Origin of the sequence: Bacillus sp. FSL R7-0672 (assembly GCF_038601465.1) — a bacterium.
Taxonomy (GTDB): domain Bacteria; phylum Bacillota; class Bacilli; order Bacillales; family Bacillaceae; genus Bacillus; species Bacillus pumilus.
This window is the reverse complement of record NZ_CP152010.1, coordinates 1,560,186-1,586,495: the sequence shown is the minus strand read 5'-3', so window position 1 is coordinate 1,586,495 and position 26,310 is coordinate 1,560,186. Positions and strand designations below refer to the sequence as shown.

Here is a 26,310-nt window from a genome sequence, read left to right as displayed (position 1 = left end):
TCTCCTATTTCGTAAGTTCTGTTTGATGACATAAAAAAGCAGGTGAACAAGGTTGCTCACCGCTATTTTTGTTGTTCCTCTTTATAATCACAGTTCACACATTGAACTTGCATGCCTTTTTTCAGCTTTTTCTCTACAAGCATATTTTCGCATTTTGGACACTTTCTTTCAATCGGTTTGTCCCAAGAGACGAATTCACACTCTGGAAAACGATCACAGCCATAAAAAATGCGGCGCTTCTTAGATTTTCGTTCAACAATGTTTCCTTCATGACATGTCGGGCATTTCACACCAATATCTTTGACAATTGGTTTTGTGTTACGGCAGTCAGGAAAGTTAGAGCAAGCCATGAACTTACCGTATCGACCCATTTTGTACACCATCGGATGTCCACACTCTTCACAGTCAACTCCGGCGTATTCAGGCTCAATCTCAACTTCTTGCATTTCTGCTTCCGCTTTTTCGACCCGTTTTGCAAAGTCTTGATAGAAGCTGTCGATAATGCGAACCCATTCGATCGTACCTTCTTCAACGCTATCAAGTTCTTTTTCCATTTTCGCTGTGAATTCCACGTTAATGATCTCAGGGAAGAATTCAATGATTAAGTTGAGAACAATTCCCCCAAGCTCTGTTGGGATAAACCGTTTATTATCAAGTGCGACATAGCCGCGCTTTTGAATCGTATCTAATGTTGGTGCATACGTAGACGGACGGCCTATACCTAGCTCTTCAAGCGTTTTGACAAGTCTTGCCTCAGTGTAGCGCGGAGGCGGCTGCGTGAAGTGCTGTTCAGGTTCGATATCTTTTGAAAGAACCGTATCACCTTCTTTAAGATCAGGCAGCATTTTGTCCTTTTCTTCTAGCTGGTCGTCTTTCCCTTCTACATATACTTTCATGAATCCAGGGAATTTCACTTTGCTTCCGTTAGCACGGAATGTAAGCCCGTTATTATCAAGGTCCACACTCATTGTATCAAGAACAGCCGAAGCCATTTGGCTTGCGACGAATCGTTCCCAAATCAATTTATACAGACGAAGCTGATCTCGGCTTAAGACATGTTTGACATCTGCTGGTTTTCTTAGCGTAGAAGTCGGCCTGATGGCTTCGTGAGCATCTTGTGCATTTTCATTCTTTTTAGCAGTTCGTTTTGTTGTATTTAAGAAATTCTTACCATACGTCTGATCAATGAAAGCAGATACTTCTTCAATCGCCGTATTGGAAATACGTGTTGAGTCTGTTCTCATGTATGTAATGAGTCCGACTGTACCTTCTTTACCAAGATCAATTCCTTCATATAATTGCTGTGCAATCATCATCGTCTTTTTCGCACGGAAGTTTAATTTTCTCGCAGCCTCCTGCTGTAAAGTAGATGTTGTAAACGGAACAGCTGGGTTGCGTTTACGCTCTTTTTTCGTCACTTTCTCTACAGAGAATTTGCTCCCTTTTAGTTTCGAAAGGATTTCTTTTACATCTTCTTTTGTTTTCAGTGGATGCTTTTTGCCATTGACGCCAAAGAAGCTCGCTTCGAAGCTTTCTTTTCCTTTTAGGAATGTACCGTCAATTGTCCAGTATTCTTCTGGTTTAAATTCATTAATTTCATTCTCGCGATCAATGATCAGGCGGAGTGCAACTGATTGAACACGACCGGCACTTAAGCCTTTTTTCACTTTCTTCCATAAAATCGGACTGATTTTATACCCAACGAGACGATCTAAGATCCGTCTTGCCTGCTGTGCATCAACTAAATCCATATTGATCATACGTGGATGCTTAAAGGAATCTTTAATAGCATCTTTTGTAATCTCGTTAAAGACAACGCGGCAGTCAGAAGAGAGGTCAAGGTCAAGGCTATGCGCTAAATGCCAAGCAATCGCTTCTCCCTCTCTATCAGGGTCAGCTGCGAGATAGACTTTCTTTGCTTTTTTCGCAGCTGTTTTTAATTCTTTTAATACGGGGCCTTTCCCGCGAATCGTAATATACCTCGGTTCGAAGTCATGCTCAGTGTCAACACCAAGCTGACTTTTCGGTAAATCTCTTATGTGCCCCATTGAAGCCTTTACTTTATACTTTTTACCTAAATAACGCTCAATCGTTTTCGCCTTGGCTGGCGACTCAACGATGACTAAATAATCAGCCATACTCAAAATCCCCCTTAAGAGGTGTTCTCTCTTTATACATTTCACAATTCATATTTATGTTAATTGCACCTATTTAACAGGCAATCATGAAAAATTCTTTATGATGAACATCATTATAAACACGAAAAACAAAGTGTAAACTTAAATCCTCACTATTATTAAATATTCCTATGTCTTTTGTCAAACGATATTTTTATAAGAGTTCAGTATATTGAACGCTGCGGAAGGAGAATTCCTCTAAAATATCCTTCGTTGAATGAACAAGCTTTGCTCCCTGCTGTATAAGTCTGGCTGGACCTGTGGAATTAGGATCAAAGATTGATCCTGCAACCGCAAATACCTCTTTGCCTTGCTCAAGTGCTTGATACGCGGTAATGAGTGAACCGCTCTTTTCTTTGCACTGAATCACGATGGTCCCACTTGTCAGCGCACTAATTAAACGATTCCTCAAAGGGAAATGCCACTTTTCTGGTTTGACATAAGGCGGATGCTCGGATAAAAGCAAATGATGCTCGCCCATGTATTCAGCCATTTGCACATGTTCCTTTGGGTATAAATGCTGAAATCCGCCTGCTATAATACCGATCGTTTTCCCTTTATTCCTAATGCACTCTTTATGTGCAAGTCCATCAATGCCTTTTGCTAAGCCACTGACAATCATCCAATCTTCCTTAACAAGTTCACCAACAATTTTCTTCACACATGCTTCTCCATAAGACGATGGAACACGCGTGCCTACTACACCTAAACTTTTTTCTTCATTTAAATATGACACGTTTCCTTTTAGGAATAACACAGGGGGAGGATCATAAATATGTTTTAGTGTGCTGGGATATAAGGGTGATGTGATGGGAATCATGTGAATGTTTTGCTTTAAATAGGCTTGAACGATGTGTTGAAAAATGGGGAATTCCTTTTCTTCGGCTTGTTTTAAGCGGGTAAAGTCGATTGTTTGTAATGATCGATCCTGTTTGAAATGATGTGTTTCTTCATTTATATATAGCTTAGGATCGACTTTCCACCATTTTGTTAACAAAGAGGGTGAGATGAGGCCTTTTAAGCGGTGAAAAATCATTCTTTCGGACACGTTGTACATACCATTCCTCCTGTTTAAGATAGAAAGAAGAAGACTTGTCAAAGAACAAGTCTTCTTGTGTCATTAATGCGTTTTACAAGCTTCGAAGAGATTCTTCTCTTTTAACACTTTAATTAAGGTTTCTCCCATGACAGATGGAGTCTCTGCCACTTCAATTCCACATTCACGCATTGTTTTTACTTTTTCATCAGCTGTCCCTTTACCACCGGAAATAATTGCACCAGCATGTCCCATGCGTTTTCCTGGAGGCGCCGTTTTACCGCCAATAAAGCCAACAACTGGTTTGGTCATATTTGCTTTTACCCATTCAGCTGCTTCTTCTTCAGCCGTACCGCCGATTTCTCCGATCATAATGACAGCATGCGTATCAGGGTCTTCATTGAAGGCTTTTAATACATCAATAAAGTTCGTCCCATTTACAGGGTCTCCGCCGATTCCTACAGCTGTCGATTGACCAACGCCAGCTTCTGAAAGCTGATGTACCGCTTCATATGTAAGCGTTCCGGAACGAGAAACAACCCCCACATGACCTTTTTTATGAATGTAGCCTGGCATAATCCCAATCTTACATTCTTCAGGTGTAATGACACCTGGGCAGTTAGGGCCAACAAGTCTTGTCTTTTTCCCTTCCATATACCGTTTTACTTTGACCATGTCAAGTACTGGAATATGTTCTGTAATACAAATGACTAGATCGACTTCTGCATCAACAGCCTCTAAAATGGCATCTGCTGCAAATGGTGCTGGTACATAGATAACAGAAGCATTTGCTCCAGTTGTTTGAACAGCTTCAGATACTGTATTAAATACAGGAACTCCTTCTACTTCAGTTCCACCTTTTCCAGGTGTGACACCGCCAACAATATTTGTTCCGTACTCAATCATTTGTTTTGTATGGAACAATGCGGTTGAACCGGTAATCCCCTGAACAATTACTCTCGTATTTTTATTAATAAATACACTCATTTAGGTTCCCTGCCTTTCTGCTCTACTTGACTAAAGATACAATCTTTTCTGCCCCGTCAGCCATAGACTCAGCAGAAGTGATATTTAAGCCTGAATCGCTCAGGATTTTCTTCCCTAATTCAACGTTTGTTCCTTCAAGACGTACAACGAGTGGTAATGTTAAGCCGACTTGTTTTGTCGCTTCAACGACACCTTCTGCAATGACATCACATTTCATGATGCCGCCAAAAATGTTCACGAAAATCCCTTTTACATTTTGATCAGATAAGATGATTTTAAATGCTTCCGTTACTTTTTCAGCTGTTGCACCGCCGCCAACATCCAGGAAGTTTGCAGGGTCCCCGCCGTAATGCTTGATGATATCCATTGTAGACATCGCAAGACCTGCACCATTGACCATACAGCCAATATTTCCATCTAGAGAAATGTAGCTTAGATCATATTTAGATGCTTCAATTTCTTTTGGATCCTCTTCATCAAGGTCACGGTATTCTAATATATCTTTTTGTCTATATAAGGCATTGCTATCAAAGTTTAATTTTGCATCAAGTGCCATGACTTTTCCATCGCCTGTTACAACAAGTGGATTAATCTCAGCAATTGAACAATCTTTTTCAATAAACGCATTGTAAAGACTTGTCATAAACTTAACAGCTTGGCCAACTAATTTTGTTGGAATATTAATTTTAAACGCTACTTCTCTCGCCTGATAGCCTTGCAATCCAATCGCTGGGTCGATGACCACTTTGACGATTTTTTCTGGCGTTTTTTCTGCTACTTCTTCAATTTCAGTACCGCCTTCTTCAGAAGCCATCAATACAATTCTTGATGTCGCTCTGTCCAAAACAAGCCCAACGTAGTACTCTTTTTGAATATCGCAGCCTTCTTCAATAAGTAAGCGTTTTATTTCGCGCCCCTCAGGCCCAGTTTGATGTGTGACAAGTGTTTTGCCGAGCAATTCCTCTGCAAAACCTTTCACTTCATCTTTTGTTTTTGCAATTTTTACCCCGCCTGCTTTGCCACGGCCGCCTGCATGAATCTGTGCTTTTACGACATATACAGAGCTTTCTAGCTCTTCTGATGCTTTCACTGCTTCATCAGGTGTAAATGCTACTTTACCATTTGGAACTGAAACCCCATATTTTCTTAGGATTTCTTTTCCTTGGTACTCATGGATATTCATTTCCCATCCTCCCAACATATGTAGAAACAAAAAATATAAAATAGACTGCGCTTTCATTTTAAAGAATAAAAAAGAGAATGTCTAGGGTTCTATGTAAAATCGTAAAATCCTTCTAAACATTCAAACTTTTATTTTATTAAAAATATAAATTTTTCATCCAAATCACTTATTTTACCTTATTTTTTCATTTTTTGATCTAACCTATAGATAAACGAAAATATTTCTGCTACAGTATCGTATAACGCTTCAGGGATCTCCTCATCCAGTGTTAAGTGGCGCATGAGTTCGACTAAATTACGGTCTTCTTGGATAGGAACTCCCGACTTTTTTGCTTCTTCAATAATATGGTCTGCCACATAGCCGCTACCTATTGCGACGACTTTTGGCGCTTTTTGTTTTTCTTCATCATAATGTAGAGCGACCGCCCTTCTAAGCGGTTTTGAATCCTTCATACTCGTAAGTCCAGCCCTTTCTCGCTGATTTTATGAAAGTGTTCATCTAGAAAGTGAGACGGATCTACTGGCTCTTGTCTCTTCTTTGCTGTAATTCCCGTAAGGCTGTATCCTAAGGCATTTAAATTCTCCCGAACTGCTGGAATCATTGGATTAATGGTTCCTTGAAGTTCATGACCGGTTTCAACTGTAATTGACATGACCTTTTGCTGAATCGTACAGTCGATTAATGTTTCTTCGAGGTTTTCCATGTTTAAGTAAAACATAAGACGACACTGAGAAATATCAATAGAGCCATCTTTTTTCTTATGTCCTTTTAGAATAAAGGTTAAATCTTGAACACTATGTTTTGAAAAGAGCGGATAAGAGACCATCATTTGGCTGATGGTTTGATTCTCCTGCTGCACAAATAACTGCCCGTTCAATCTATGAAACAATTGATCGACTTCTTTTTTTACAGGCTCTGGTAAATCAGACTGTCTCACATCATTTAAGACGAGCTTTAATTGGTGAAGTTCCTGACTTTTTACATCCTGGCTGCCTTTTTCGAGTAGTTTCAGCATACCGATTTCATCACGTACACCGATTGCCTTTTTCATCGTCATGAGTAAATCGAGCACATCGGTTTTATTGCTTAATGCGGGTTCCGTCTGCTGTACCACCTGAGCCAATGCTTTCGCCTCTGTTTTTGACAGGAACGGAAATTCTTTTTGGAGCACAGATGCTCTTGCATCCGGCTGAGATCCTGCCTGCTGAAGCCCTTGTAGCAATGACGTGAGCTGTTTTAAGCTAGGCTCTTGCTGCCCATCTGCACCTTGTTTTATCAAACTTGTAAGTATCCGCTCAATTTGATGAAGCGGGATTTGCAGCTCTTTTGGGCTTGTTGATTGCTGCACGTTAGATTGAAGAACTTGTGTCGTCTGACGCTCTTGAGCGATTGGAGTTTGGCTATTCTCTTTTGGTTGAGACAGATTGGACTGAGGCGTTACAGGTAGATTTCCTCCTTGCTTCGCCGCCCCTTCTCTCGCTGCTAGAAGGACCGATAAGAGCTTTTCTGCATGGACAGACGTCTCAACATCTATGACTGATCGAACGGCTTGTGTAAGCGCCTGTGTGGCGTCTGAGTGCTTCGGGAGCTGTGTTAAGCGTTCTAGCAGCGCTGTCATATCCTGATGAAGAGCAGAGGATGATTTCACAGCTAAAATTGATTGAAGCACTCCTTCCTGGATCGGCAAGTCTTTCTTTAAAGCAAATAGAAGTGCCTGGAGACCTTTTTTCACATCAGCTCCTTGAAGCTGTTCGATCCACTTCACTGCCGTTTTTAACTCTGTTTCGTTGATAACGGATTTTTCTTTTAAAAAAGCTGTGGCTGTTAGAATGTTTTCAAGTCCATTTTTCAGAGAGAGACCTTCTAATAGTTTGGCAGCTGCATCCTTTAATGTCTTAGGATCTTGATCAAATTGCTGGACTGGCCTTAGTTTATTGAGGCTGTCTCCACCCTCTTGTTCAAATTGGAACCAATAAAATGCGTCTGCTTTAAGCTGAGCCGCTAGCTGTGCTTTTATTTTTGTTGAGCCTATTTGAACAAGGGCTGTATCATCTCCAAGCATTTTCAGTACTTTACCGAGAATCAGCCGATGCACATTTTCCTTTCCTTCGGTGTTTAATGGAATAGATTCTGCCGCACTTAACCGGCTATTCAGTGCTGTATGTATGTCCTCAACTCTTGTCATCACAGGCAGCCTCCTTAGGTCAAAAATTTATGATATAACGGATTTAACTGGTGCAAACGATAATCGATGGATTGGGGCAGCTCCATGTGTTTGAATGGCAGCCAAATGCTCTTTTGTTCCGTACCCTTTATGTTTTTCAAATTGATACTCAGGGTACTTACGCCCGTATTCTTCCATCATCTGATCTCTTGTCACCTTTGCAATACATGCACCTGCTGCGATGGATGCACTTTTTGCATCTCCTTTGATGATATTCTCCTGGTGAATAGGAAGTGGGAGCGTCATGGCATCTATGAGTAGATAATCAGGTGTATGAGTTAACTGCTCCACCGCTCTCACCATCGCCAGTCTTGATGCCTCGTAAATATTGATTTCATCAATCGTAGCCGCATCAACAATGCCGATACCGATATCAAGTGCTTCTTTTTGGATCAGGTCATAATATGCCAATCTTTTTTTCTCAGATAATTGCTTTGAGTCGTTTAAACCGAGCATGACTGTATCTTCCTTTAATATGACAGCTGCTGCTACAACGGGACCTGCCAGCGGTCCTCTTCCTGCTTCATCTATTCCAGCAATACATGTGTATCCCTGCGCCTTAGCATTGTTTTCAAATTGCAGCATCTCATTCCATGCTACATGAAGTTGCTGCTGCTTTTCTCTCTCTTTGTGCCACTTCTCTATCAGTTTTTGGACACTTTTTCTCTTATCATCTTTTACAAGCTCATGAATGTATGACTCGTCTTGCGAATGCTTTTCTATCAGTTCTTTTATTTGTTTCACTGTGTACATCAGCTTTTCGTCAGCCTCCTTCTTTATATCGGCAGTTTTCCGCAAAAAATAAAGACCCGCATGAGCTGCGTGTCTTTTAGCTTTCAGGCTTCTCAAAAGTGAGGGGACCAAATTTTTCTGTTCGAATATCCCGAATAATGATTTCGGTGGTTTTGTCGTAATTAATAAATCCACCGCTCATGAGACAGCCGCGCTTTGTACCTATTGCATCAAACAGCTCAGCCGTATCTTCAGGGATCTCCGTTAGGTCATAGCGTTTTTTTAATCGCTCTGGATAGTTTTCTTCTAGAAAGCGAAGTCCATATACAGCGACATCCTGTAAGTTGATGATAGAATCTTTGATCGCTCCAGTTACCGCTAGCCTGAGTCCTACTTTCTCATCTTCAAACTTCGGCCAGAGGATTCCAGGTGTATCGAGCAGTTCCAATTCTTTCCCTACCTTCACCCATTGCTGTGAGGTGGTAATACCAGGACGGTCTCCTGTTTTGGCAATGTTCTTTTTCGCTAAACGATTGATTAAGGTCGATTTTCCGACGTTGGGAATCCCGATAATCAGCGCCCGGATTGCACGTGGTTTAACACCTTTTGCTTTCATGCGGTCGAATTTTTCTTTTAAGATTTCTTTTGAAGTTGTGATGATCTGATTTAACCCTTGTCCATCGACAGAGTTAATAGCAAGTGACCGAACGCCTTGCTGCTCAAAGTGCGTCTGCCACTCTTTTGTCACACGAGGATCCGCTTTATCTGCTTTGTTTAATAGCATGATTTTGGGTTTGTTCTGAAGGATTTCTTCGATCATTGGGTTTCTAGAGGACATCGGAATTCTAGCATCAGTTAATTCAAATACGATGTCGATGAGCTTTAATTTTTCTGTGACTTCACGTCTTGCTTTTGCCATATGGCCTGGAAACCATTGAATCGTCATATGTGCACCTTCTCTTCTATCGATTATCTCTATACATCGTACAAAAAAAGAGCCTGTTACAGGTAACAAGCTCTTTCCTTTGATATCATTATCGTCTGATTTCTTTGATACGAGCCGCTTTACCGCGAAGTTCACGTAGGTAGTAAAGTTTCGCACGACGTACCTTACCGTGACGTACAACTTCGATGTTAGCGATTTTTGGTGTGTGTACAGGGAATGTACGCTCAACGCCTACACCGTAAGAAATCTTACGAACTGTGAAAGTTTCGCTGATTCCACCACCACGACGCTTAATTACAACACCTTCAAAGATCTGGATACGCTCACGAGTACCCTCGACAACTTTAACGTGTACACGTAAAGTGTCACCAGGACGGAACGCAGGAAGATCAGTGCGTAATTGTTCTTTTGTGATTTCTTCAATCAAATGTTGCATCGTTTTCAACTCCTTCCAACAGATGCTCATGTCCTCTTTCTTCATTGCAGCGGAACATCGTTTTCAAACTTGAATCGGCAAGCCGTCCAAGTCACAAGTAGTATCATACCATACCTCTATGCAGTGTGCAATACAATCTAGTCATTATGAAGCTGCCAAAGCCATCTTTTTTCTTCTTCTGTTAACGTTTTGCAAGAATCGATCAAATCTGGCCGTCTTGTATAAGTTCGCTTCAAGGATTCTTTGCGCCGCCACTCTTCAATTTTGGCATGATTTCCAGAGAGGAGCACATCCGGCACTTTTAGTCCTTTATAATCGGCTGGCCTTGTATAATGAGGATGCTCTAGCAAACCTGTACTAAATGAATCTTCAATGTGAGACGCTTCTTTTCCAAGCACATGAGGCAAAAGCCTGACCACACTGTCTGCAATCATCATCGCTGGCAGCTCTCCGCCTGTGAGAACGAAATCTCCGATTGAGATTTCATCTGTGACAAGATGCTCCCTGATGCGCTCATCGTAGCCTTCATAATGGCCGCAAATGAACATAAGGTGTTCTTCTTTTGCAAGTTCCTCTGCCTTCTTTTGTGTATATCTTTCTCCTTGAGGACAGACAAGAATGATTCGGGGCTTCTTGCTTGCTTTCTTCGTCAAATCTTCTACCGCATCGAATACGGGCTGTGCTTTCAGTACCATACCAGCACCGCCGCCATACGGATAGTCATCTACTGTTTTATGCTTATGATCCGAATACTCTCTAAAATTGACAACATTGAATGAGACAGCTTCTTTCTCCTGTGCCTTTTTTAAGATCGATGAGTGGAGCACACCTTCGAACATTTCAGGAAAAAGTGTTAAGATGTCGATTTTCATTCGTCAATGAGTCCTTCCATCACTTCAATGTGTATGGTTTTGGATGCGATATCGATCTTTTTGACGACAGATGGGATATAAGGAATCAGGGCATCTTTTTTGCCTTTTCTTCCGACCACCCAGACATCATTTGCCCCTGGTGTTAAAATCTCTTTGATTTGGCCGACAAGCTGATCCTCTTCATCGTAAACTTCACAGCCAATGATTTGGTGGAAATAAAACTCTCCTTCATCTAAAGAGCCGAGATGTTCTTTTTCTACTTTTAAGATTGATTCTTTCAATAGCTCTGCTTCATTTAATGAGCTAATTTCTTCAAATGTGAGCAAATCAAACTGTTTGTGCTGCCGGTGTGATGCGACAGTGACTTTTAGCGGCTCCCCTTGACCTTGCTTAAAAATATAGAGGACGCTTCCTTTTTTGTAACGTTCTTCTGGGAAATCTGTCTTTGACACGACGCGTACTTCTCCGCGCACTCCGTGTGTATTGACAATCTTTCCAACATTCAACCATTCTTGTTCCATGTTCTCAATCACCCCTGACGTATTTCCACAATGGTGCCGTCTTTCACGACGATGACATTGTCTTGCATCTTGTCATCCCATTTATCACCTATGTTCACTTCAACCAGCGCATCCACTTCTGTCTCTTTCATTTCACTTCCAAGCGGTAAAATATGCAGCTGCTCTACTTGAAAGTCAATTTGCTGGATTTTCTCCTGCCGTTTATCGATGGCTTTTTGAAATTGAGGGATGGCTTCTTGCTGATGTGGTTCTTTTTCATGTTTTTTCAGTTGAAAATATAGTTGATTGCATTCACGTTCTAGTCTTTCTTTTTTCTCCAAAAAAGTCGTTAACAGTTTGTCCTTACTGCTTTCAGTTAATACTTGCATGACGGTGACATGTTGAATGATCTGCATCTTCCTTTTTGTCCCCCTATCCGAAGGCATTTGTCCTCTACATTATAACGAAAAATAGATTTAAACGTGTAAAAAAAGGGGAGGTCCTAAGCCCTCTCCCTTTTTAGTCAGCAATCTCAAGTTGAACTTTCTTAGAAGACTCTGCACTTGCTGCAAACATGACTGTTCGTATCGCTTTTGCTGTACGTCCCTGCTTTCCGATCACCTTTCCGGTATCTTCAGCATTGACAGACAGTGTGTAAATCACTTGCTCATCTTTTTTTAATGAAGATACGTGAATATCTTCAGGGAAATCAACAAGTGGCTCGACGATGGATACAATCAATTCTTCCAAGGACAGCTCATTCATTATTTGCTGTTTTTCGCATTATGAAATTTTTCAAGAATTCCTTGGCTTGAGAAAAGGTTGCGAACTGTATCAGATGGTTTCGCACCATTTTGAAGCCATTTAAGAGCTAATTCTTCGTTGATTTTCACCTCAGCTGGTGATAACACTGGATTGTATGTTCCAACTGTTTCGATGAAACGACCGTCACGTGGTGAACGAGAATCTGCTACTACAATACGATAGAAAGGAGATCTTTTTGATCCCATACGTTTTAAACGAATTTTTACTGCCATTTTACTAGCACCTCCGAAAATATTTCAACAAGATAGTATATTAACAATGATAAAAGGGTTTGTAAAGTGTTTTTTCTTAACAACGGTTTTATCATGTATAACCAATTACATAAATGGTAATTTAAAGCCTTTTTTCTTTCCTTTGGACATGTTGGTCATTTGCTTCATCATCTTTTTCATTTCGTCAAATTGCTTTAAAAGGCGATTGACTTCCTGTACAGATGTTCCGCTTCCTTTTGCAATCCGTTTTCTTCGGCTTGCATTGATGACCTCTGGCTGTTCTTTTTCCTCGGTCGTCATTGATTTTATGATCGCTTCGATGTGATTGAGCTGCTTTTCGTCTACTTGGACGTTTTTGAGCCCTTTCATTTTACCGGCTCCCGGCATCATTTGGATCAATTCATCAAGTGGACCCATGTTACGAACTTGGCCAAGCTGCTCGAGGAAATCATCGAGTGTAAAGCTCATGGTCCGCATTTTTTGTTCAAGCTCTTTCGCTTTATCTTGGTCCACGTTTGCCTGTGCTTTTTCAATCAGTGTAAGCACATCTCCCATGCCAAGAATTCTTGAAGCCATCCGTTCTGGGTGGAATGATTCAATCGCGTCAAGCTTTTCACCTAGCGCGGCGAATTTAATCGGCGTATTGGTGACAGCTCGAATGGAAAGTGCTGCACCGCCTCGTGTATCCCCGTCTAGTTTCGTTAGAACGACACCTGTTAAACCAAGCTGTTCATTAAAGCTTTTCGCTACATTGACAGCATCTTGACCTGTCATAGAGTCAACAACAAGGAAAATTTCTTCTGGACTCGCTACTTCTTTTACTTTCTGAAGTTCATCCATCAATTCTTCATCAATATGAAGGCGTCCTGCTGTATCTAAAATGACATAATCATGGTGTTCTTCTTTCGCTTTTTCAATTGCCTGTTTGGCAATCTCGACAGGACTGACTTGATCACCTAATGAAAACACAGGCATATCAAGCTGTTTCCCTAGCGTTTGAAGCTGCTGGATCGCTGCTGGTCTGTAAATATCTGCAGCCACCATCATCGGCTGGCGATTATGTTTTTTGCGAAGTAAATTGGCAAGCTTCCCAGTTGTGGTGGTTTTACCTGCACCTTGAAGACCAACCATCATAATGACGGTCGGAGATTTTTTCGCTACAGCGATTTTACTCTCTTCCCCGCCCATTAATTCAGTGAGTTCTTCTTTTACAACTTTAATGACCTGTTGTCCAGGGGTAAGGCTTTTCATGACCTCTTGTCCAACTGCCCGCTCACTTACTTTTTTCACAAAGTCTTTGACTACTTTAAAATTGACGTCAGCTTCAAGAAGGGCAAGGCGTACCTCGCGCATCATTTCTTTTACATCTTGTTCTGACACTTTTCCTTTGCCGCGGATTTTTGAAATCGTCTGCTGCAGTCGGTCGGCTAATCCTTCAAATGCCATACTGTGCCGCCTCCTAATCTAATTTCTCAAGCGATTCAATTAAAGCTTCTGCTTCTTCCATCTGAGCGGAATCTGCTACGAGCTCTCTCATTTTTTTGAGAAGTTCTTTACGATCTTTAAATTTCTTAAACAAGAGCAGCTTTTCTTCATATTGTTCAAGCATCGCTTCAGTCCGTTTAATATTATCATAAACAGCCTGTCTTGATACTTCATATTCATCCGCAATTTCACCGAGGGAAAAATCGTCTAGGTAGTAAAGCGACATGTAGCTCTTTTGCTTTGCGGTTAACAACGATTGATAGAAGTCAAACAAGTAGTTCATTCTCGTTGTTTTTTCAAGCGTCATGGGCTCTCTCCCCTTTGTTAAGTTCATTCCCTTTACATCAACTAAGTTTACACGGTTCTCTACTGTGTGTCAAGTTTTTATCTTGTCACTGCATGAAGCGGCGTATAAATAAAAATGCCAGCAGTTTTTGCCGGCATTTTTGTTAGTCCTCTTGATCAATCACGTCTGAGAATAATCCATACACATACGATTCTGCATCGAATTCTTGCAGATCGTCTACCTTTTCACCTAAACCGACGAGCTTCACGGGGATGTTTAGCTCATTTCGAATTGCAAGGACAATCCCGCCTTTTGCAGTCCCGTCCAGCTTTGTTAAAGCAATTCCTGTCACATTCGTCGCTTTAGAAAATTCCTTCGCTTGTGCCATCGCATTTTGACCCGTTGTTGCATCAAGAGCGAGTAGCACTTCATGCGGTGCATCTGGAACCTCACGTTCAATGACTCTCTTGACCTTCTCTAGCTCTTTCATCAAGTTGACTTTGTTTTGCAGTCTTCCTGCTGTATCACAGATAAGGACATCCGCATTTTTCGCTTTTGCTGATTGAACGGCATCATAGATCACCGCTGCTGGATCAGAGCCAGCCGTCTGTTTAACAACAGGGACACCTGAACGCTCTCCCCATACTTCAAGCTGCTCAATCGCACCGGCACGGAACGTATCACCTGCTGCCAAAATGACGGATTTCCCTTCATTTTTCAGCTTATTTGCAAGTTTGCCGATCGTCGTTGTTTTCCCAACGCCATTGACACCCACAAATAAAATGATATTTAATCGCCCGTCTTCAATATTCAGCGCAGAGATTTGTTCCTCTCCGCTATTATAGATTTCAACCAGTTTTTCAGAGATGACTGATTGTACTTCACTTGGGTCTTGAATGTTTCTTAGTTTCACTTCTTTTTTCAGCTCATCAATCAGTTCCATCACCGTTGTGAAACCGACATCCGCGCCGATTAAAACCTCTTCTAACTCTTCAAAAAAGTCTTCATCGACTTTACGGTAGCGAGAAATTAGTTCGTTTACTCTTCCTTGAAAGGAGTTTCTCGTTTTTTCAAGACCATCTTTAAACTTTTCTGATACTGAATCGGTTTGCTGCGTAAATTTTTCTTTTAATTTCTTAAAAAAGCTCATTTGGTTCAAAAACCTCCTTTAATTACTGGACAAGCTCTTTCGTTTCTTCTAGTTTGACAGATACAAGTTTTGAAACGCCTGACTCCTGCATCGTAACACCGTAGAGGACATCTGCTTCTTCCATTGTTCCTTTGCGGTGCGTAATGACTATGAATTGTGTTTCCTCGCTGTATTTTTTTAAATATTGTGCAAAGCGGAAAACATTGGCTTCATCAAGCGCCGCTTCTACCTCATCTAACACGCAGAATGGAACAGGTCTGACTTTTAAAATAGAGAATAGTAAAGCGATCGCTGTTAATGCTCTCTCTCCGCCTGAAAGCAAGCTTAAGTTTTGCAGCTTTTTCCCTGGCGGCTGCGCGACAATATCAACGCCAGAGTTTAGTAAATCGGTTGGATCTGTCAGCTTAAGATCTGCTTTCCCGCCGCCAAATAATGCTTGGAAAACTGATTCAAAATGCCCGCGAATTTGCGAGAATGTTTCAGAGAAGCGCTTTGTCATCTCTTGATCCATTTCTTCGATCACTTGAAATAATGTATTTTTCGCTTCTGTCAGATCGTTTCGCTGCTCTGTTAAGAAGAGATAGCGTTCATTTACTCGTTCATACTCATCAATGCTGCCTAAGTTCACTGTTCCTAGCTCTTCAATGGCTAATTTGATCAGCTTCACTCTTTTTCTTGCTTCATCTGGCGATAACGTTAGATGATACATCTCTTTTGCCCCTTCAAACGAAAGAGCATACTCTTCGTTCAAATAAGCGATGAGGTTGTCGAGCTCAACTTCCATACGGCCAAGCTTAATTTCTTCATCTTTTAAGCTTGTGTTGAGCTGCTTGTAAAGGCGTTTTTGTTCTTTCAGTTCACGTTCAGCAAATTCTAACGTTTCAGAAAGAGCAAGACGCTGTTTACGCCGCTCTGAAATGAGTGTAGTAGTTTTGTTTTTGTTTTCCAGTTTCTCTTTCGCCGCTTCTTCCAGCTGTTCTGCCCCGCTTGAGCTAGACGTCATTTCACTTGTTAAGAGTGACAGATCTTCTTTTGTTTCCGTCAGCGTTTGTTCAGCCTCTTCTAATTCGGCCATTAAGCTCGAAAGTTTTTCTTGTTCATTTGCTAAGGACTGCTCTTTTTTGGCAAGTGAGATTTTCAGTTCAGTTAATTCGGCAGAAATGGTTTCTTTCGTTGAGCTTTGGGTCTGCTTACGCTTTGTTAATGTATTGATCTCTTGATCTAGGGTGGTCAATTTCTCCCCTATAGAAACTTCAAGAGCTGCCTGCTTTTTGTCCTTATCCGTAAGTTCAGTAGAACGCAGCTGCAATTCGTCTTTTTCTTGATCATAGAGTTCAAGGTGAGCATTAATATTTTTTTCAGCTACTTGCAGTTCGTATAGCTTCCCTTTGAGCTCTTGCTGCTGTTCTCGAAGCGTTTCTCCCCGCTGACGCAGTTCGTTTAATTGGCTTTCGTTTGTTGCAATCAATTGTTTTGTTTCTTTTGTTTCCTTTTCAAGGATCGTTGTTTTTTCTTCCATTTCAACGAGCTGCTTTGTTAATGTTTCGATTTCTCGGTTTCTTGAAAGAAGGGAGTTGTTCTTTTTCTTTACACCGCCACCGGTCATTGAACCGCCGGGGTTCACAACATCTCCATCAAGGGTCACGATGCGATAGCGATGACCAAGCATTTTTGCCAGTTCATTGGCGCCTTTTAAGTCTTTAACGATCAGAACCGTTCCAAGCAAGTTCTGAATCACCTTTTGATACTTTTCGTCAAAGGAAACAAGGTGACTCGCTACACCGATAAATGCAGCGTGTTGCTCGGCTGTTTGGACGTCTCTATGCTGAATGGTTCTTTCTTTGATCACATTCATTGGCAGGAAGGTCGCACGTCCAAAGGAATGCTGCTTTAAGTATGCAATTGCTTGTCGCGCTGCGGCTTCGTTTTCTGTGACGACGTGCTGCGTTGCTGCACCTAACGCGATTTCAATCGCTGTCTCATGCTGCTGATCTGTTTGAATTAGCTCTGCAATGGCACCGTGAATACCACCTAACCGCTCTTTTGCCTTTAAGACCTCTTTTACTCCTTGGAAAAAGCCTGAGAAGTCTTCCTGCATGGATTCTAGCATCTCTTTTTTTGATTTTGCCTGCTGAACATATTGATAGGCTTGGTAAAGAGCCGTTTCTTTTTTCTCGTATTGACGTTTCATTTGCTCAAGCTTTTGTTCCGCTTCTCTAAAACGCTTGACTTGAGCTAGAATGTCTTCTTCTAGGGCTGAAAGCTGCTGCTCAGCCTCTGTTTTTTTCTCTTTGACAGACACACGTTCTTCAATGTGTTTTTGGTTGTTTTGCGTGAGCCGATCCAGCTGCATAGCCGCTTGGCGCTGCTGTTCTTCTAACAATTTTCGTTCATTGCGGATAGAAGCCTGTTCATTGAGCAGATCAAAATAATCGCTTTTTAGCTGTTCAATTTGACCTTCTACATCTTCACTATGAAGCGACAGTTGATGCTGCTTTGTTTTCACTTCATCTTTTAGCTGCTGCACTTCTTTTTGAAGGCTGTCCCGCGTAATTTTTTGCTGCTGAATCTTCTCGGTTAGCTGCGCCTGCTTTTCAGTTAAGCGAATGAGCGTTTCTTCTAGCTGTCCTTGGTTTGCGGCAGCATTTTTCTTCCGTTCTTTTAGTACTTCTTTTTTACCTTCAAGCTTTTCTAACTCCTCACTTGTGAAAAGAAGAACTTCTTGCAGGTCATTGATTGATTCGTCAAGTGCTTGAATGCGGTCTCTTGATTCTTCAATTTTGGCTTCTTTTGCTTGAATATCTGTGGATTGCTTCATTTCATCTTGTTTGAAGCGCTCGACAGCTTCACCAAGTGTTGTCCATTTTTCATGAAGTGCTTCGATGTCATGGACAGTTAAGGCGATTTCGACATTTTCAAGCTCTTCTTTTTTTTGCAAATAGTCCTTTGCAATAGATGCCTGCATTCTTAATGGTTCTACTTGATCTTCTAGTTCATGCAGAATATCTTCTACTCGGTTTAAGTTGTCCTGCGTTTCAAACAGTTTATTCTCGGCTTTTTTCTTTCTTGTTTTATATTTCAAAACACCAGCCGCTTCTTCAAAAATGCTTCTTCTCTCTTCTGCCTTACTAGATAGAATTTCTTCTACCTTCCCTTGGCTGATGATCGAAAAAGCTTCCTTTCCAAGACCTGAATCCATGAAAAGATCAATAATATCTTTTAAGCGGACAGATTGATTGTTTATGAGAAATTCACTTTCTCCTGAACGATAGACTCTTCTTGTCACACTGACTTCGTGAAAATCGATCGGTAAAAAGTGATCTTCGTTATCTAATGTTAAAGTCACTTCTGCTAGATTGACTCTTTTTCTTGAGTCGCTTCCTGCAAAAATGATGTCTTCCATTTTTCCTCCGCGGAGGCTTTTCGCTGATTGTTCTCCAAGTACCCAGCGGATAGCATCGGTAATATTACTTTTGCCGCTTCCGTTTGGTCCAACAACAGCGGTGACCCCTTTGACAAAGTCCACGGTCACTCGCTGTGCAAAAGATTTGAATCCTATCACGTCTAAACGTTTGAGGAACATGAGAGTGATCCTCCTTATGTATTTAAAGTACTATTATCTTACCATATGAAGTGAAAAAAGATGATGGAAAACAGAGTGAAATCCCCCTGAATGACGAGGGGGATTTTATTGGTTCATATGATGTTTCTGCAATTTAGCAAGTGCTTCCTGTGCAGCATGCTGTTCTGCTTCTTTTTTACTGCGGCCATTTCCAATTCCAAGCACTTCTCCTCGAAGGGAGACATTTGCTTCAAATTCCCGGTTGTGTGCTGGTCCTTTTTCATGCAGGATGTGGTATTCGAGTACACCTTTTCCATCGCGCTGAACGAATTCTTGCAGCTGGCTTTTAAAGTCCATGACATGCGAGAACGCTCCATCATTAATTTTTGGATAAACATAGGCTTCTAGGAATCGCTCCACTGGCTCAAGCCCTTGATCTAAATAAAGTGCTCCGATAAACGCCTCGAATACGTCCGCTAAAAGTGCTGGGCGTTTTCTCCCGCCTGTCATTTCTTCGCCTTTTCCTAAAAGAACAAGTTCTCCGAAGGACAGCTCATGTGCTAGAGACACAAGTGACGGTTCACATACGATCGCTGCTCTTAGTTTTGTTAAATCTCCCTCGCTCATCGCAGGATATTTCGCAAATAAAAATTGAGAGATGGTCAATTCTAAAACAGCATCTCCTAGAAATTCAAGTCTTTCATTATCCTCGTATGGCTTTTTCCGGTGTTCATTCACATAAGAGGAATGCGTAAACGCTTGATATAGAAGTTTTTCATTTTGAAAGTGTACAGAAATGCGCTGCTGGAATTCTCTAAATTGCTCTAGTTTTTTGCTCTGTTTCTGTTTGTCTTTATAGTGTTTTGGCATAGCAACCTCCAGGTAGGCTTAATCGCCTTTAAGGATACTGATTATATGGAGTCTCTCTTTCTACATGCAAGGAAACATTGCTCCTTAGCATCTGAAAAAGGCTGACTATTGATCAGCTGAATATGTTGAAACTAACATAAATTTTGAAAGTCCCGTCATGAAAACAGACGGGACTTTGTTACGCTTATTGCTGGCTATTTATGTAGTTCACAGCGTCACCGACTGTTGCAATTTTTTCAGCATCTTCGTCAGAAATTTCCATATCGAACTCATCTTCAAGTTCCATAACTAGCTCAACTACATCAAGGGAATCAGCGCCTAAATCTTCTTTAAATGAAGCTTCCATTTTCACGTCAGCCTCATCAACGCCAAGGCGGTCTACAATAATTTTTGATACACGCTCTAATACGTCTGCCATTGCCTTTCACCTCCCCTCAAAGTATTATAGTTGATTCGTTTTTAAAAAACTAGAGAAAACCTAATGAAATTTTGATATTTCTTAGGACATGACCATTCCGCCATCTACTTGGATGGTTTGGCCTGTAATATAACCTGCTCCTTCTGAAGCTAAAAAGACAACAACGTTGCTAATATCTTCAGGTGCACCAAAGCGTGCAAGCGGGATTTGTTTGAGCATTTCAGTCTGTACATTCTCATCAAGCTTGTCTGTCATATCTGTTGAAATAAAGCCTGGTGCTACTGCATTGACTGTAATATGACGGGTTGCCAGCTCTTTTGCTGTTGTTTTCGTTAATCCGATGACACCAGCTTTTGCTGCAACATAGTTTGCTTGTCCAGGATTTCCACATACGCCAACTACCGAAGCCAAGTTGATGATTCTTCCGCTGCGCTGTTTCATCATTTGACGTGTCACGGCTTTTGTACAGTTAAAGACACCTTTTAAGTTTATGTTAATGACGTCATCCCATTCATTTTCTTTCATTCTCATGAGCAGGTTATCCTTTGTGATCCCTGCATTATTGACAAGGATGTCAATTGAACCAAATGTGTCAATCGCTTGTTTCATGAGTGCTTGTACTTCTTCAGCATTTGAAACATCAGCTTTAACGGCAAATGCCTGCTGGCCAAGTGCTTTGATTTCGTCTACGACTTCATTTGCTTTTGCTTCGTTTCCAGAATAGTTGACGACAACATTCGCACCATTCTTTGCTAAATCGATCGCGATGGAACGGCCAATCCCGCGTGATGCACCTGTTACAACGGCTGTTTTATTTGTAAGCATCAAGAATCCTCCTTCAATGTTTCAATGGCTGCTTCAATTGTTTCCTGATCTGAAACTGAAATGGTTGTCAGGCGGCGATTGACCTTTTTCACAAGACCTGAAAGCACTTTGCCCGGGCCAATTTCAATAAACGTTGTCACGCCCAAATCAATCAGACGTTCCACGCTTTCTTCAAATCGAACAGGAGAATACAATTGTTCAATGAGCTTTGTCTCAATAGCATCACGAGATGTAACGATGTCTGCTGTCACATTTGAGATCACTGGAGTTTTGGCATCTGTAATGTTTAGCTTTGACAGAACACCTGTGAATTTTTCAGCGGCTGGTTTCATTAAGGCAGAATGGAAAGGTCCACTCACTTCAAGGGCAATCGCACGTTTTGCGCCTTTTTCTTTCGCTTTCTCTGAAGCGAGTTCGACACCTTTTGCTGTACCAGAGATCACGATTTGACCAGGACAGTTTAAGTTAGCGAGTTCTACAAGATGACCGCTCTCTGTCACTTCTTTTGTCACTTCTAAAAGCGCAGCTTGATCTAAGCCAAGGATCGCTGCCATAGCGCCTTCTCCTGCTGGAACAGCCTCATTCATTAATTCGCCGCGCTTTCTTACGGCATACACAGCATCTTGAAACGAAAGTGCGCCTGCTGCAACGAGGGCCGTATATTCACCAAGGCTATGTCCTGCTGCGTAATCTGCTTTGATTCCGCTCTCTTCAAATTTCTTTAAGATGGCGATACTTGTCGTTAAAAGAGCTGGCTGCGCGTTATAAGTGAGCGTCAGTTCTTCTGCATCTCCTTCAAAAATCATTGAAGATAAGTCAAAACCGAGGGTCTTGTCTGCTTCTTCAAATACAGCTTTAGATACTGCTTCTTGGTCAAATAAATCTTTTCCCATGCCAATTTTTTGAGAGCCTTGGCCAGGGAATAAAAATGCAATTTTAGTCATGCTGCTATACCTCCATTAAGACTCGTTCGTGGTTTCTTTTTGGACTTCTTGATGAATGATGGCTGAAACATCTTTTTCTACAATATCACGTGCCTGACGAATGGCATGAAAAATGGCGTTTTCATCAGAGGAACCGTGCGCTTTAATGACAGGTGCCTTTAAACCAAATAAAGCGGCACCACCATATTCGGAGTAATCCATTTTAGATTTCATCTGCATCAATTTCGGCTTCATCATGCCAGCCGCTATTTTTGCTGTAAAGCTGGATGTTAATGTTTCTTTCAGCATTTTAAATACAGAAAGAGCTGTGCCTTCAATCGTTTTCAGGGCGATATTTCCTGTGAAACCATCTGTGACAACTACATCAGCTACACCTTCTAGTAAATCACGAGACTCCACATTTCCTACGAAATTCAAGTCTGATGCTTTTAACAATTCAAAGGTTTTTTTCGTGAGATCGTTTCCTTTTTTATCTTCTGTTCCTACATTTAACAATCCTACACGCGGATTGCTCTTTGGAAAAACACGCTCTGCGTAGATTGAACCCATCATGGCATATTGCATTAGGTGTTCTGGTTTGGCATCAACGTTTGCGCCGACATCTAGTAATAAAAACCCGCTGCCATCAAGTGTTGGCAGTGTTGGAGCAAGTGCCGGTCTATCGATGCCATCAATTCTTCCTACGATAAACAGTCCTGCTGTCATGAGTGCGCCAGTGTTTCCTGCTGAAATACAAGCATCTGCTCGTCCTTCGGATACTTCTTGCGCCATTTTCACCATAGATGAATCCTTTTTACGCCTGACTGCACGCACTGGTTCATCTGTTGGTTCAATGACTTCTTTTGCATCTAAAATCGTGATGCGCTCGTTATTTGTTATGTATGGTTTGATTTTATTTTCATCGCCGACAAGTGTAATCTCGATATCTGAAAATGCCGTTAAGCTTTTTTGCACACCGTCAATAATGGCTTTAGGGGCATGGTCTCCCCCCATTGCATCGACTGCAATTCTCATATTACGTGCCACCTTTTACTTTTGTTTTGAGCGATACATGACGAAGTCACCTGAGAAGACAACTTCCTCACCGACATAGCTGTTTACTTCAACTACAGTTCTGCCTTTTTCTTTATCATGCGAGGCTACTTTGGCTTTTGAGACAACTCGTTCGCCTTGTTTAACCTGCCTTGTAAATTTAATATTCGCTTTTGCTGTTAAAGCCAGTTCATCGTCAATGACCGCTACTGCAAGCGAATTTGCCTGGGCGAAGAGATGATGTCCCCTGGCAATTTGGTTTCGGCTAAATACATGCTCTTTTCTCACTTCTAAAATGGAAATGGCTTGGTCATCAAGCTCTACATCAATCATTTCTCCAATCACTTCATCCAGCGGAAGTGACTTCACTTCATCCTCTAATGTCTTTTCGGCCACATGCTTAATTCTTTCGCGTAATTCAGGAATTGACAGTTCCAAACGATCAAGACGAACCGTTTGAATGCTTACACCGAATTTACTTGCCAATTCTTCATCAGTAATGAACGGAGTCGAGCTGATCGTTTGCTGGAGAAGCTTTTGACGTTCTTTTTTATTTAGTTTCATATGCAGACACCATCCGTACATTTATGACTAGGTACTAATAGTAGTATATAATCTCATAGATGATAAATCAATCCTTGTTTCAAAAAGACAAGAAAATTCCTCCAGCGCTTGATCAGCTTAATTTATCTCCGCCCAGCACCCCGCTGTCTACAAGTGTTTGCCGAAGTTCTTTGTATTCGGGATCTGTCCAAAATGCATCTGATTGCACAAGTTCTGCCGCATCTTTTCTAGCGGTTTCCAGTGCTCTGTAGTCATGAACCATATCTGCTACTTTAAATTCAGGCATTCCGCTTTGTTTTTTACCGAAGAAATCACCGGGTCCTCTTAGCTCTAAGTCTTTTTCAGACAGCTCAAAGCCGTCGGTTGTTTCGGACATAATCCTCATCCGCTCTTTCCCGGTTTCCGATTTTGGATCCGCCATTAAAACACAAAATGATTGATGCTCTCCGCGTCCAACCCGGCCTCTGAGCTGATGAAGCTGAGACAGTCCGAAGCGGTCTGCATCGTAAATGACCATGATGGTGGCATTCGGCACGTTGACGCCCACTTCAACGACTGTGGTTGAAACGAGAATTTGTACTTCATTTGCTGTAAAGTCTCTCATCACCTGATCTTTTTCATCGCTTGCTAGTTTCCCGTGCATTAAGCCGATCGACCACTTACCGCGGTATGCCTCTGTCAGCATGCTGTGGACATCAATCGCATTTTGTACATCCAGCTTGTCAGATTCTTCTATAAGTGGACAAATAATATATGCCTGTCTTCCTTTTTTTAGCTCTTTATCCACAAATGCAAGAATCCTCTCAAGCATGTCATGCTTGACCCAATACGTTTCGATCTGTTTTCTGCCGGCTGGTAATTCATCAATGACGGAAACGTCCATTTCTCCAAAAACAGTGATCGCAAGTGTGCGCGGAATAGGTGTGGCAGTCATGAATAAGACATCTGGGTCCTGCCCTTTACTTCTTAGTTTTTTCCTTTGTTCGACGCCAAACCGGTGCTGCTCATCTGTGATAACAAGACCGAGCTGCTGAAATTCGACTTCATCTTGGATGAGCGCATGCGTTCCGACTAATATATCAATCTCGCCCTCTTTTAGACGTTCCAGCAATTCTCTGCGGCGCTTTCCTTTTACAGAGCTTGTTAGTAGAGCGATATTTAGTCCCCATTTTTCAAACAGCTGATAAAGGGAATCTGCATGCTGCTCTGCCAAAATCTCTGTTGGGACCATCAATGCACCTTGATAGCCTGATAAATGAGCGGCATATAGTGCAATAGCTGCAACAGCTGTTTTCCCTGAACCTACATCCCCTTGAAGCAGACGGTTCATCCGGTACGGGGACGCCATATCAGACATAATTTCATCTAGCACTCTTGATTGTGCCTTCGTCAGCGGAAATGGCAGGCTGTGAACAAACTCAAAAACAGCGTCTTTAGAAAACGGGTGCTGGATGCCCGATGTTTTTTCTCGCTCTTTCTTTCTGATGGTCTGCATCTTCAGCTGGAAAATAAGAAATTCCTCGTACACAAAGCGTCGTCTTGCTTGCTTGAGCGAGTCTCTTGTTTCTGGCAGGTGAATGGTTTTTAATGCTTCCTGATAGGACATGAGTTTATAGGTAGAGACAAGCTGCTTTGGCAGTGGATCTTCAGCTTTATCTACATAAAGTGTCAAGGCTTGTTTTACAAAACGCCTCATCATCTTCACGGTTACATTTTCTTTTACTGAATAAACAGGCTCTATACTGCCATCTTGCTCGTGCGTCCCTTTTTTAAATTCCTGCACCATGATGGATTGACGGTTTTTATCCCATTTCCCAGTGACGGATACCGTATCACCTAACACAAGGCTTCGTTTTAAATAAGGGCGATTGAAGCAAATCGCTGTGATGAGAAAACGCCCGACAAGCAGCCTGAATGTCAGCCTGCTTCGTTTTTTTCCATAATAGGTGAGGACGGGCTCACTGTGCACTTTTCCTTCAACTGTGACACGTTCGTCATGCTTTACTTCTTCTAAATTACGAAGCTCATAGTCGTCATATCGATAAGGAAAGTAGCCAAGTAAATCGGCTACTGTGTGAATTCCAAGTTCATTGAGTGTTTTTTCGGTTTCTTCTCCAATCCCCTTGAGGACAGAGACGTTATCTTGCAGTTTCTGTATCACGAGATGAGGTCACACCTCCGAAAATCTTCTTTTCAAGCTCTCTTGCTGTCGGTGTTGCAGCAAGTCCGCCTTGTGCTGTTTCGCGAAGTGCCGTTGGCATGGTTTGACCGATTTTATACATCGCATCAATGACTTCATCACATGGGATACGGCTTGTGATGCCGGCAAGTGCCATATCTGCTGCGATCATCGCATTTGATGCACCCATTGCGTTTCGTTTTACGCACGGTACCTCGACAAGTCCAGCTACTGGGTCACAAACAAGTCCAAGCATATTTTTCAGTGTAATCGCCATTGCTTCAGCCGATTGCTGAGGTGTACCGCCTGCCATTTCGACAATGGCTGCTGCCGCCATCCCCGAGGCTGAACCTACCTCAGCCTGACAGCCGCCTGCTGCACCAGAGATGCTCGCATTATTGGCCACAACAAAACCAAATGCACCAGAAGTGAATAGGAATCTGACCATTTGTTCCTTTGTTGGCTTTAATGTTTGTTTTACTGCAAATAATGTACCTGGCACAACACCTGCTGAGCCTGCTGTAGGCGTTGCACAGATCGTCCCCATTGCGGCATTGACTTCATTTGTTGCCACTGCCTTACTAACAGCATCTAATATCGTATGACCAGACAGTGTTTTGCCTGATGCGATATACGCTTGAAGTTTGACCGCATCTCCGCCTGTTAAACCGGATAATGATTTCACACCTTTCAGCCCGTTTTCTACGGCCTGCTCCATCACTTCTAGGTTGCGGTACATCTGGGAAAAAATATCTTCACGCGACTTCCCTGTCACTTCCATTTCTTGCGTAATCATGATTTCTGAAATGGAGGTATTGCGTTCTTCTGTTAGCTGCACGAGTTCTTTGACGTTTTTAAACATCAT

The 26,310-nt window shown here is 41.9% G+C and carries 26 protein-coding genes; all 26 read right to left on the bottom strand.

Annotated features, from left to right (window positions below; genetic code table 11):
* Positions 1 to 62 precede the first annotated feature (62 nt).
* Positions 63 to 2,138 carry a type I DNA topoisomerase gene (gene topA / locus MKY18_RS07840; RefSeq protein ID WP_044141928.1) on the bottom strand — a complete coding sequence of 692 codons (2,076 nt, stop codon included), beginning with the start codon at positions 2,136 to 2,138 and terminating at the stop codon, positions 63 to 65.
* A 193-nt stretch (positions 2,139 to 2,331) separates the two neighbouring features.
* Complete coding sequence (gene dprA, locus MKY18_RS07835) at positions 2,332 to 3,234, bottom strand: DNA-processing protein DprA (RefSeq protein ID WP_065097271.1); 903 nt, start codon at positions 3,232 to 3,234, stop codon at positions 2,332 to 2,334.
* Between the two features lie 63 nt (positions 3,235 to 3,297).
* The gene (gene sucD / locus MKY18_RS07830) at positions 3,298 to 4,200 is read right to left on the bottom strand and encodes a succinate--CoA ligase subunit alpha (protein ID WP_003212080.1); all 903 of its coding nucleotides are present in this window, start codon (positions 4,198 to 4,200) and stop codon (positions 3,298 to 3,300) included.
* A gap of 22 nt (positions 4,201 to 4,222) precedes the next feature.
* Complete coding sequence (sucC, locus tag MKY18_RS07825) at positions 4,223 to 5,383, bottom strand: ADP-forming succinate--CoA ligase subunit beta (protein WP_012009945.1); 1,161 nt, start codon at positions 5,381 to 5,383, stop codon at positions 4,223 to 4,225.
* Positions 5,384 to 5,559: 176 nt separating this feature from the next.
* Entirely contained in the window at positions 5,560 to 5,835 is a 276-nt protein-coding gene (locus tag MKY18_RS07820; RefSeq protein ID WP_065097270.1) for a FlhB-like flagellar biosynthesis protein, read from the bottom strand.
* The gene (locus tag MKY18_RS07815) at positions 5,832 to 7,568 is read right to left on the bottom strand and encodes a glycosyltransferase (protein ID WP_106067462.1); all 1,737 of its coding nucleotides are present in this window, start codon (positions 7,566 to 7,568) and stop codon (positions 5,832 to 5,834) included. The genes MKY18_RS07820 and MKY18_RS07815 overlap by 4 nt, the downstream gene beginning before the upstream one ends.
* Before the next feature lie 27 nt (positions 7,569 to 7,595).
* Complete coding sequence (locus MKY18_RS07810; RefSeq protein WP_106067461.1) at positions 7,596 to 8,360, bottom strand: ribonuclease HII; 765 nt, start codon at positions 8,358 to 8,360, stop codon at positions 7,596 to 7,598.
* Positions 8,361 to 8,436: 76 nt separating this feature from the next.
* A complete protein-coding gene (gene ylqF / locus MKY18_RS07805; RefSeq protein ID WP_065097268.1) occupies positions 8,437 to 9,285 on the bottom strand; it encodes a ribosome biogenesis GTPase YlqF in 849 nt (282 codons plus the stop codon).
* Positions 9,286 to 9,373: 88 nt separating this feature from the next.
* The gene (gene rplS / locus MKY18_RS07800; RefSeq protein ID WP_003212364.1) at positions 9,374 to 9,721 is read right to left on the bottom strand and encodes a 50S ribosomal protein L19; all 348 of its coding nucleotides are present in this window, start codon (positions 9,719 to 9,721) and stop codon (positions 9,374 to 9,376) included.
* Between the two features lie 137 nt (positions 9,722 to 9,858).
* A complete protein-coding gene (gene trmD / locus MKY18_RS07795; protein WP_106067460.1) occupies positions 9,859 to 10,593 on the bottom strand; it encodes a tRNA (guanosine(37)-N1)-methyltransferase TrmD in 735 nt (244 codons plus the stop codon).
* Positions 10,590 to 11,114, bottom strand: a complete 525-nt coding sequence (gene rimM, locus MKY18_RS07790) for a ribosome maturation factor RimM (RefSeq protein ID WP_106067459.1) — start codon at positions 11,112 to 11,114, stop codon at positions 10,590 to 10,592. Before rimM ends, trmD begins: the two co-directional genes overlap by 4 nt.
* An 8-nt stretch (positions 11,115 to 11,122) precedes the next feature.
* Positions 11,123 to 11,509, bottom strand: coding sequence for a YlqD family protein (locus tag MKY18_RS07785; RefSeq protein WP_003211186.1), 387 nt, complete (start codon positions 11,507 to 11,509; stop codon positions 11,123 to 11,125).
* A 103-nt stretch (positions 11,510 to 11,612) separates the two neighbouring features.
* Positions 11,613 to 11,858 carry a KH domain-containing protein gene (locus tag MKY18_RS07780; RefSeq protein ID WP_106049298.1) on the bottom strand — a complete coding sequence of 82 codons (246 nt, stop codon included), beginning with the start codon at positions 11,856 to 11,858 and terminating at the stop codon, positions 11,613 to 11,615.
* Entirely contained in the window at positions 11,858 to 12,130 is a 273-nt protein-coding gene (rpsP, locus tag MKY18_RS07775) for a 30S ribosomal protein S16 (RefSeq protein WP_003212139.1), read from the bottom strand. The genes MKY18_RS07780 and rpsP overlap by 1 nt, the downstream gene beginning before the upstream one ends.
* Before the next feature lie 105 nt (positions 12,131 to 12,235).
* Positions 12,236 to 13,576 carry a signal recognition particle protein gene (ffh, locus tag MKY18_RS07770; protein WP_106067458.1) on the bottom strand — a complete coding sequence of 447 codons (1,341 nt, stop codon included), beginning with the start codon at positions 13,574 to 13,576 and terminating at the stop codon, positions 12,236 to 12,238.
* Between the two features lie 13 nt (positions 13,577 to 13,589).
* Positions 13,590 to 13,922 carry a putative DNA-binding protein gene (locus tag MKY18_RS07765; protein ID WP_044141934.1) on the bottom strand — a complete coding sequence of 111 codons (333 nt, stop codon included), beginning with the start codon at positions 13,920 to 13,922 and terminating at the stop codon, positions 13,590 to 13,592.
* 142 nt (positions 13,923 to 14,064) lie between these two features.
* Entirely contained in the window at positions 14,065 to 15,051 is a 987-nt protein-coding gene (ftsY, locus tag MKY18_RS07760; protein ID WP_034662411.1) for a signal recognition particle-docking protein FtsY, read from the bottom strand.
* Between the two features lie 22 nt (positions 15,052 to 15,073).
* Positions 15,074 to 18,634, bottom strand: coding sequence for a chromosome segregation protein SMC (gene smc, locus MKY18_RS07755; RefSeq protein WP_106067457.1), 3,561 nt, complete (start codon positions 18,632 to 18,634; stop codon positions 15,074 to 15,076).
* A 105-nt stretch (positions 18,635 to 18,739) separates the two neighbouring features.
* Positions 18,740 to 19,483, bottom strand: a complete 744-nt coding sequence (rnc, locus tag MKY18_RS07750) for a ribonuclease III (RefSeq protein WP_044141936.1) — start codon at positions 19,481 to 19,483, stop codon at positions 18,740 to 18,742.
* Between the two features lie 184 nt (positions 19,484 to 19,667).
* Positions 19,668 to 19,901 (bottom strand): acyl carrier protein, encoded by a 234-nt coding sequence (gene acpP, locus MKY18_RS07745; protein ID WP_003212028.1) that lies wholly within the window; start codon positions 19,899 to 19,901, stop codon positions 19,668 to 19,670.
* Positions 19,902 to 19,982: 81 nt separating this feature from the next.
* Positions 19,983 to 20,726: a 3-oxoacyl-[acyl-carrier-protein] reductase gene (gene fabG, locus MKY18_RS07740; RefSeq protein WP_058014008.1), complete on the bottom strand. Its 744-nt coding sequence runs from the start codon at positions 20,724 to 20,726 to the stop codon at positions 19,983 to 19,985.
* Positions 20,726 to 21,670 carry an ACP S-malonyltransferase gene (gene fabD / locus MKY18_RS07735; protein WP_217012537.1) on the bottom strand — a complete coding sequence of 315 codons (945 nt, stop codon included), beginning with the start codon at positions 21,668 to 21,670 and terminating at the stop codon, positions 20,726 to 20,728. The genes fabG and fabD overlap by 1 nt, the downstream gene beginning before the upstream one ends.
* A 15-nt stretch (positions 21,671 to 21,685) precedes the next feature.
* Positions 21,686 to 22,684, bottom strand: coding sequence for a phosphate acyltransferase PlsX (gene plsX, locus MKY18_RS07730; RefSeq protein ID WP_034662420.1), 999 nt, complete (start codon positions 22,682 to 22,684; stop codon positions 21,686 to 21,688).
* Positions 22,685 to 22,699: 15 nt separating this feature from the next.
* A complete protein-coding gene (fapR, locus tag MKY18_RS07725) occupies positions 22,700 to 23,266 on the bottom strand; it encodes a transcription factor FapR (protein ID WP_003210820.1) in 567 nt (188 codons plus the stop codon).
* Between the two features lie 112 nt (positions 23,267 to 23,378).
* Entirely contained in the window at positions 23,379 to 25,427 is a 2,049-nt protein-coding gene (gene recG / locus MKY18_RS07720; protein WP_185107234.1) for an ATP-dependent DNA helicase RecG, read from the bottom strand.
* Positions 25,405 to 26,307: an L-serine ammonia-lyase, iron-sulfur-dependent, subunit alpha gene (gene sdaAA / locus MKY18_RS07715; RefSeq protein WP_012009925.1), complete on the bottom strand. Its 903-nt coding sequence runs from the start codon at positions 26,305 to 26,307 to the stop codon at positions 25,405 to 25,407. The genes recG and sdaAA overlap by 23 nt, the downstream gene beginning before the upstream one ends.
* Positions 26,308 to 26,310: the final 3 nt, after the last annotated feature.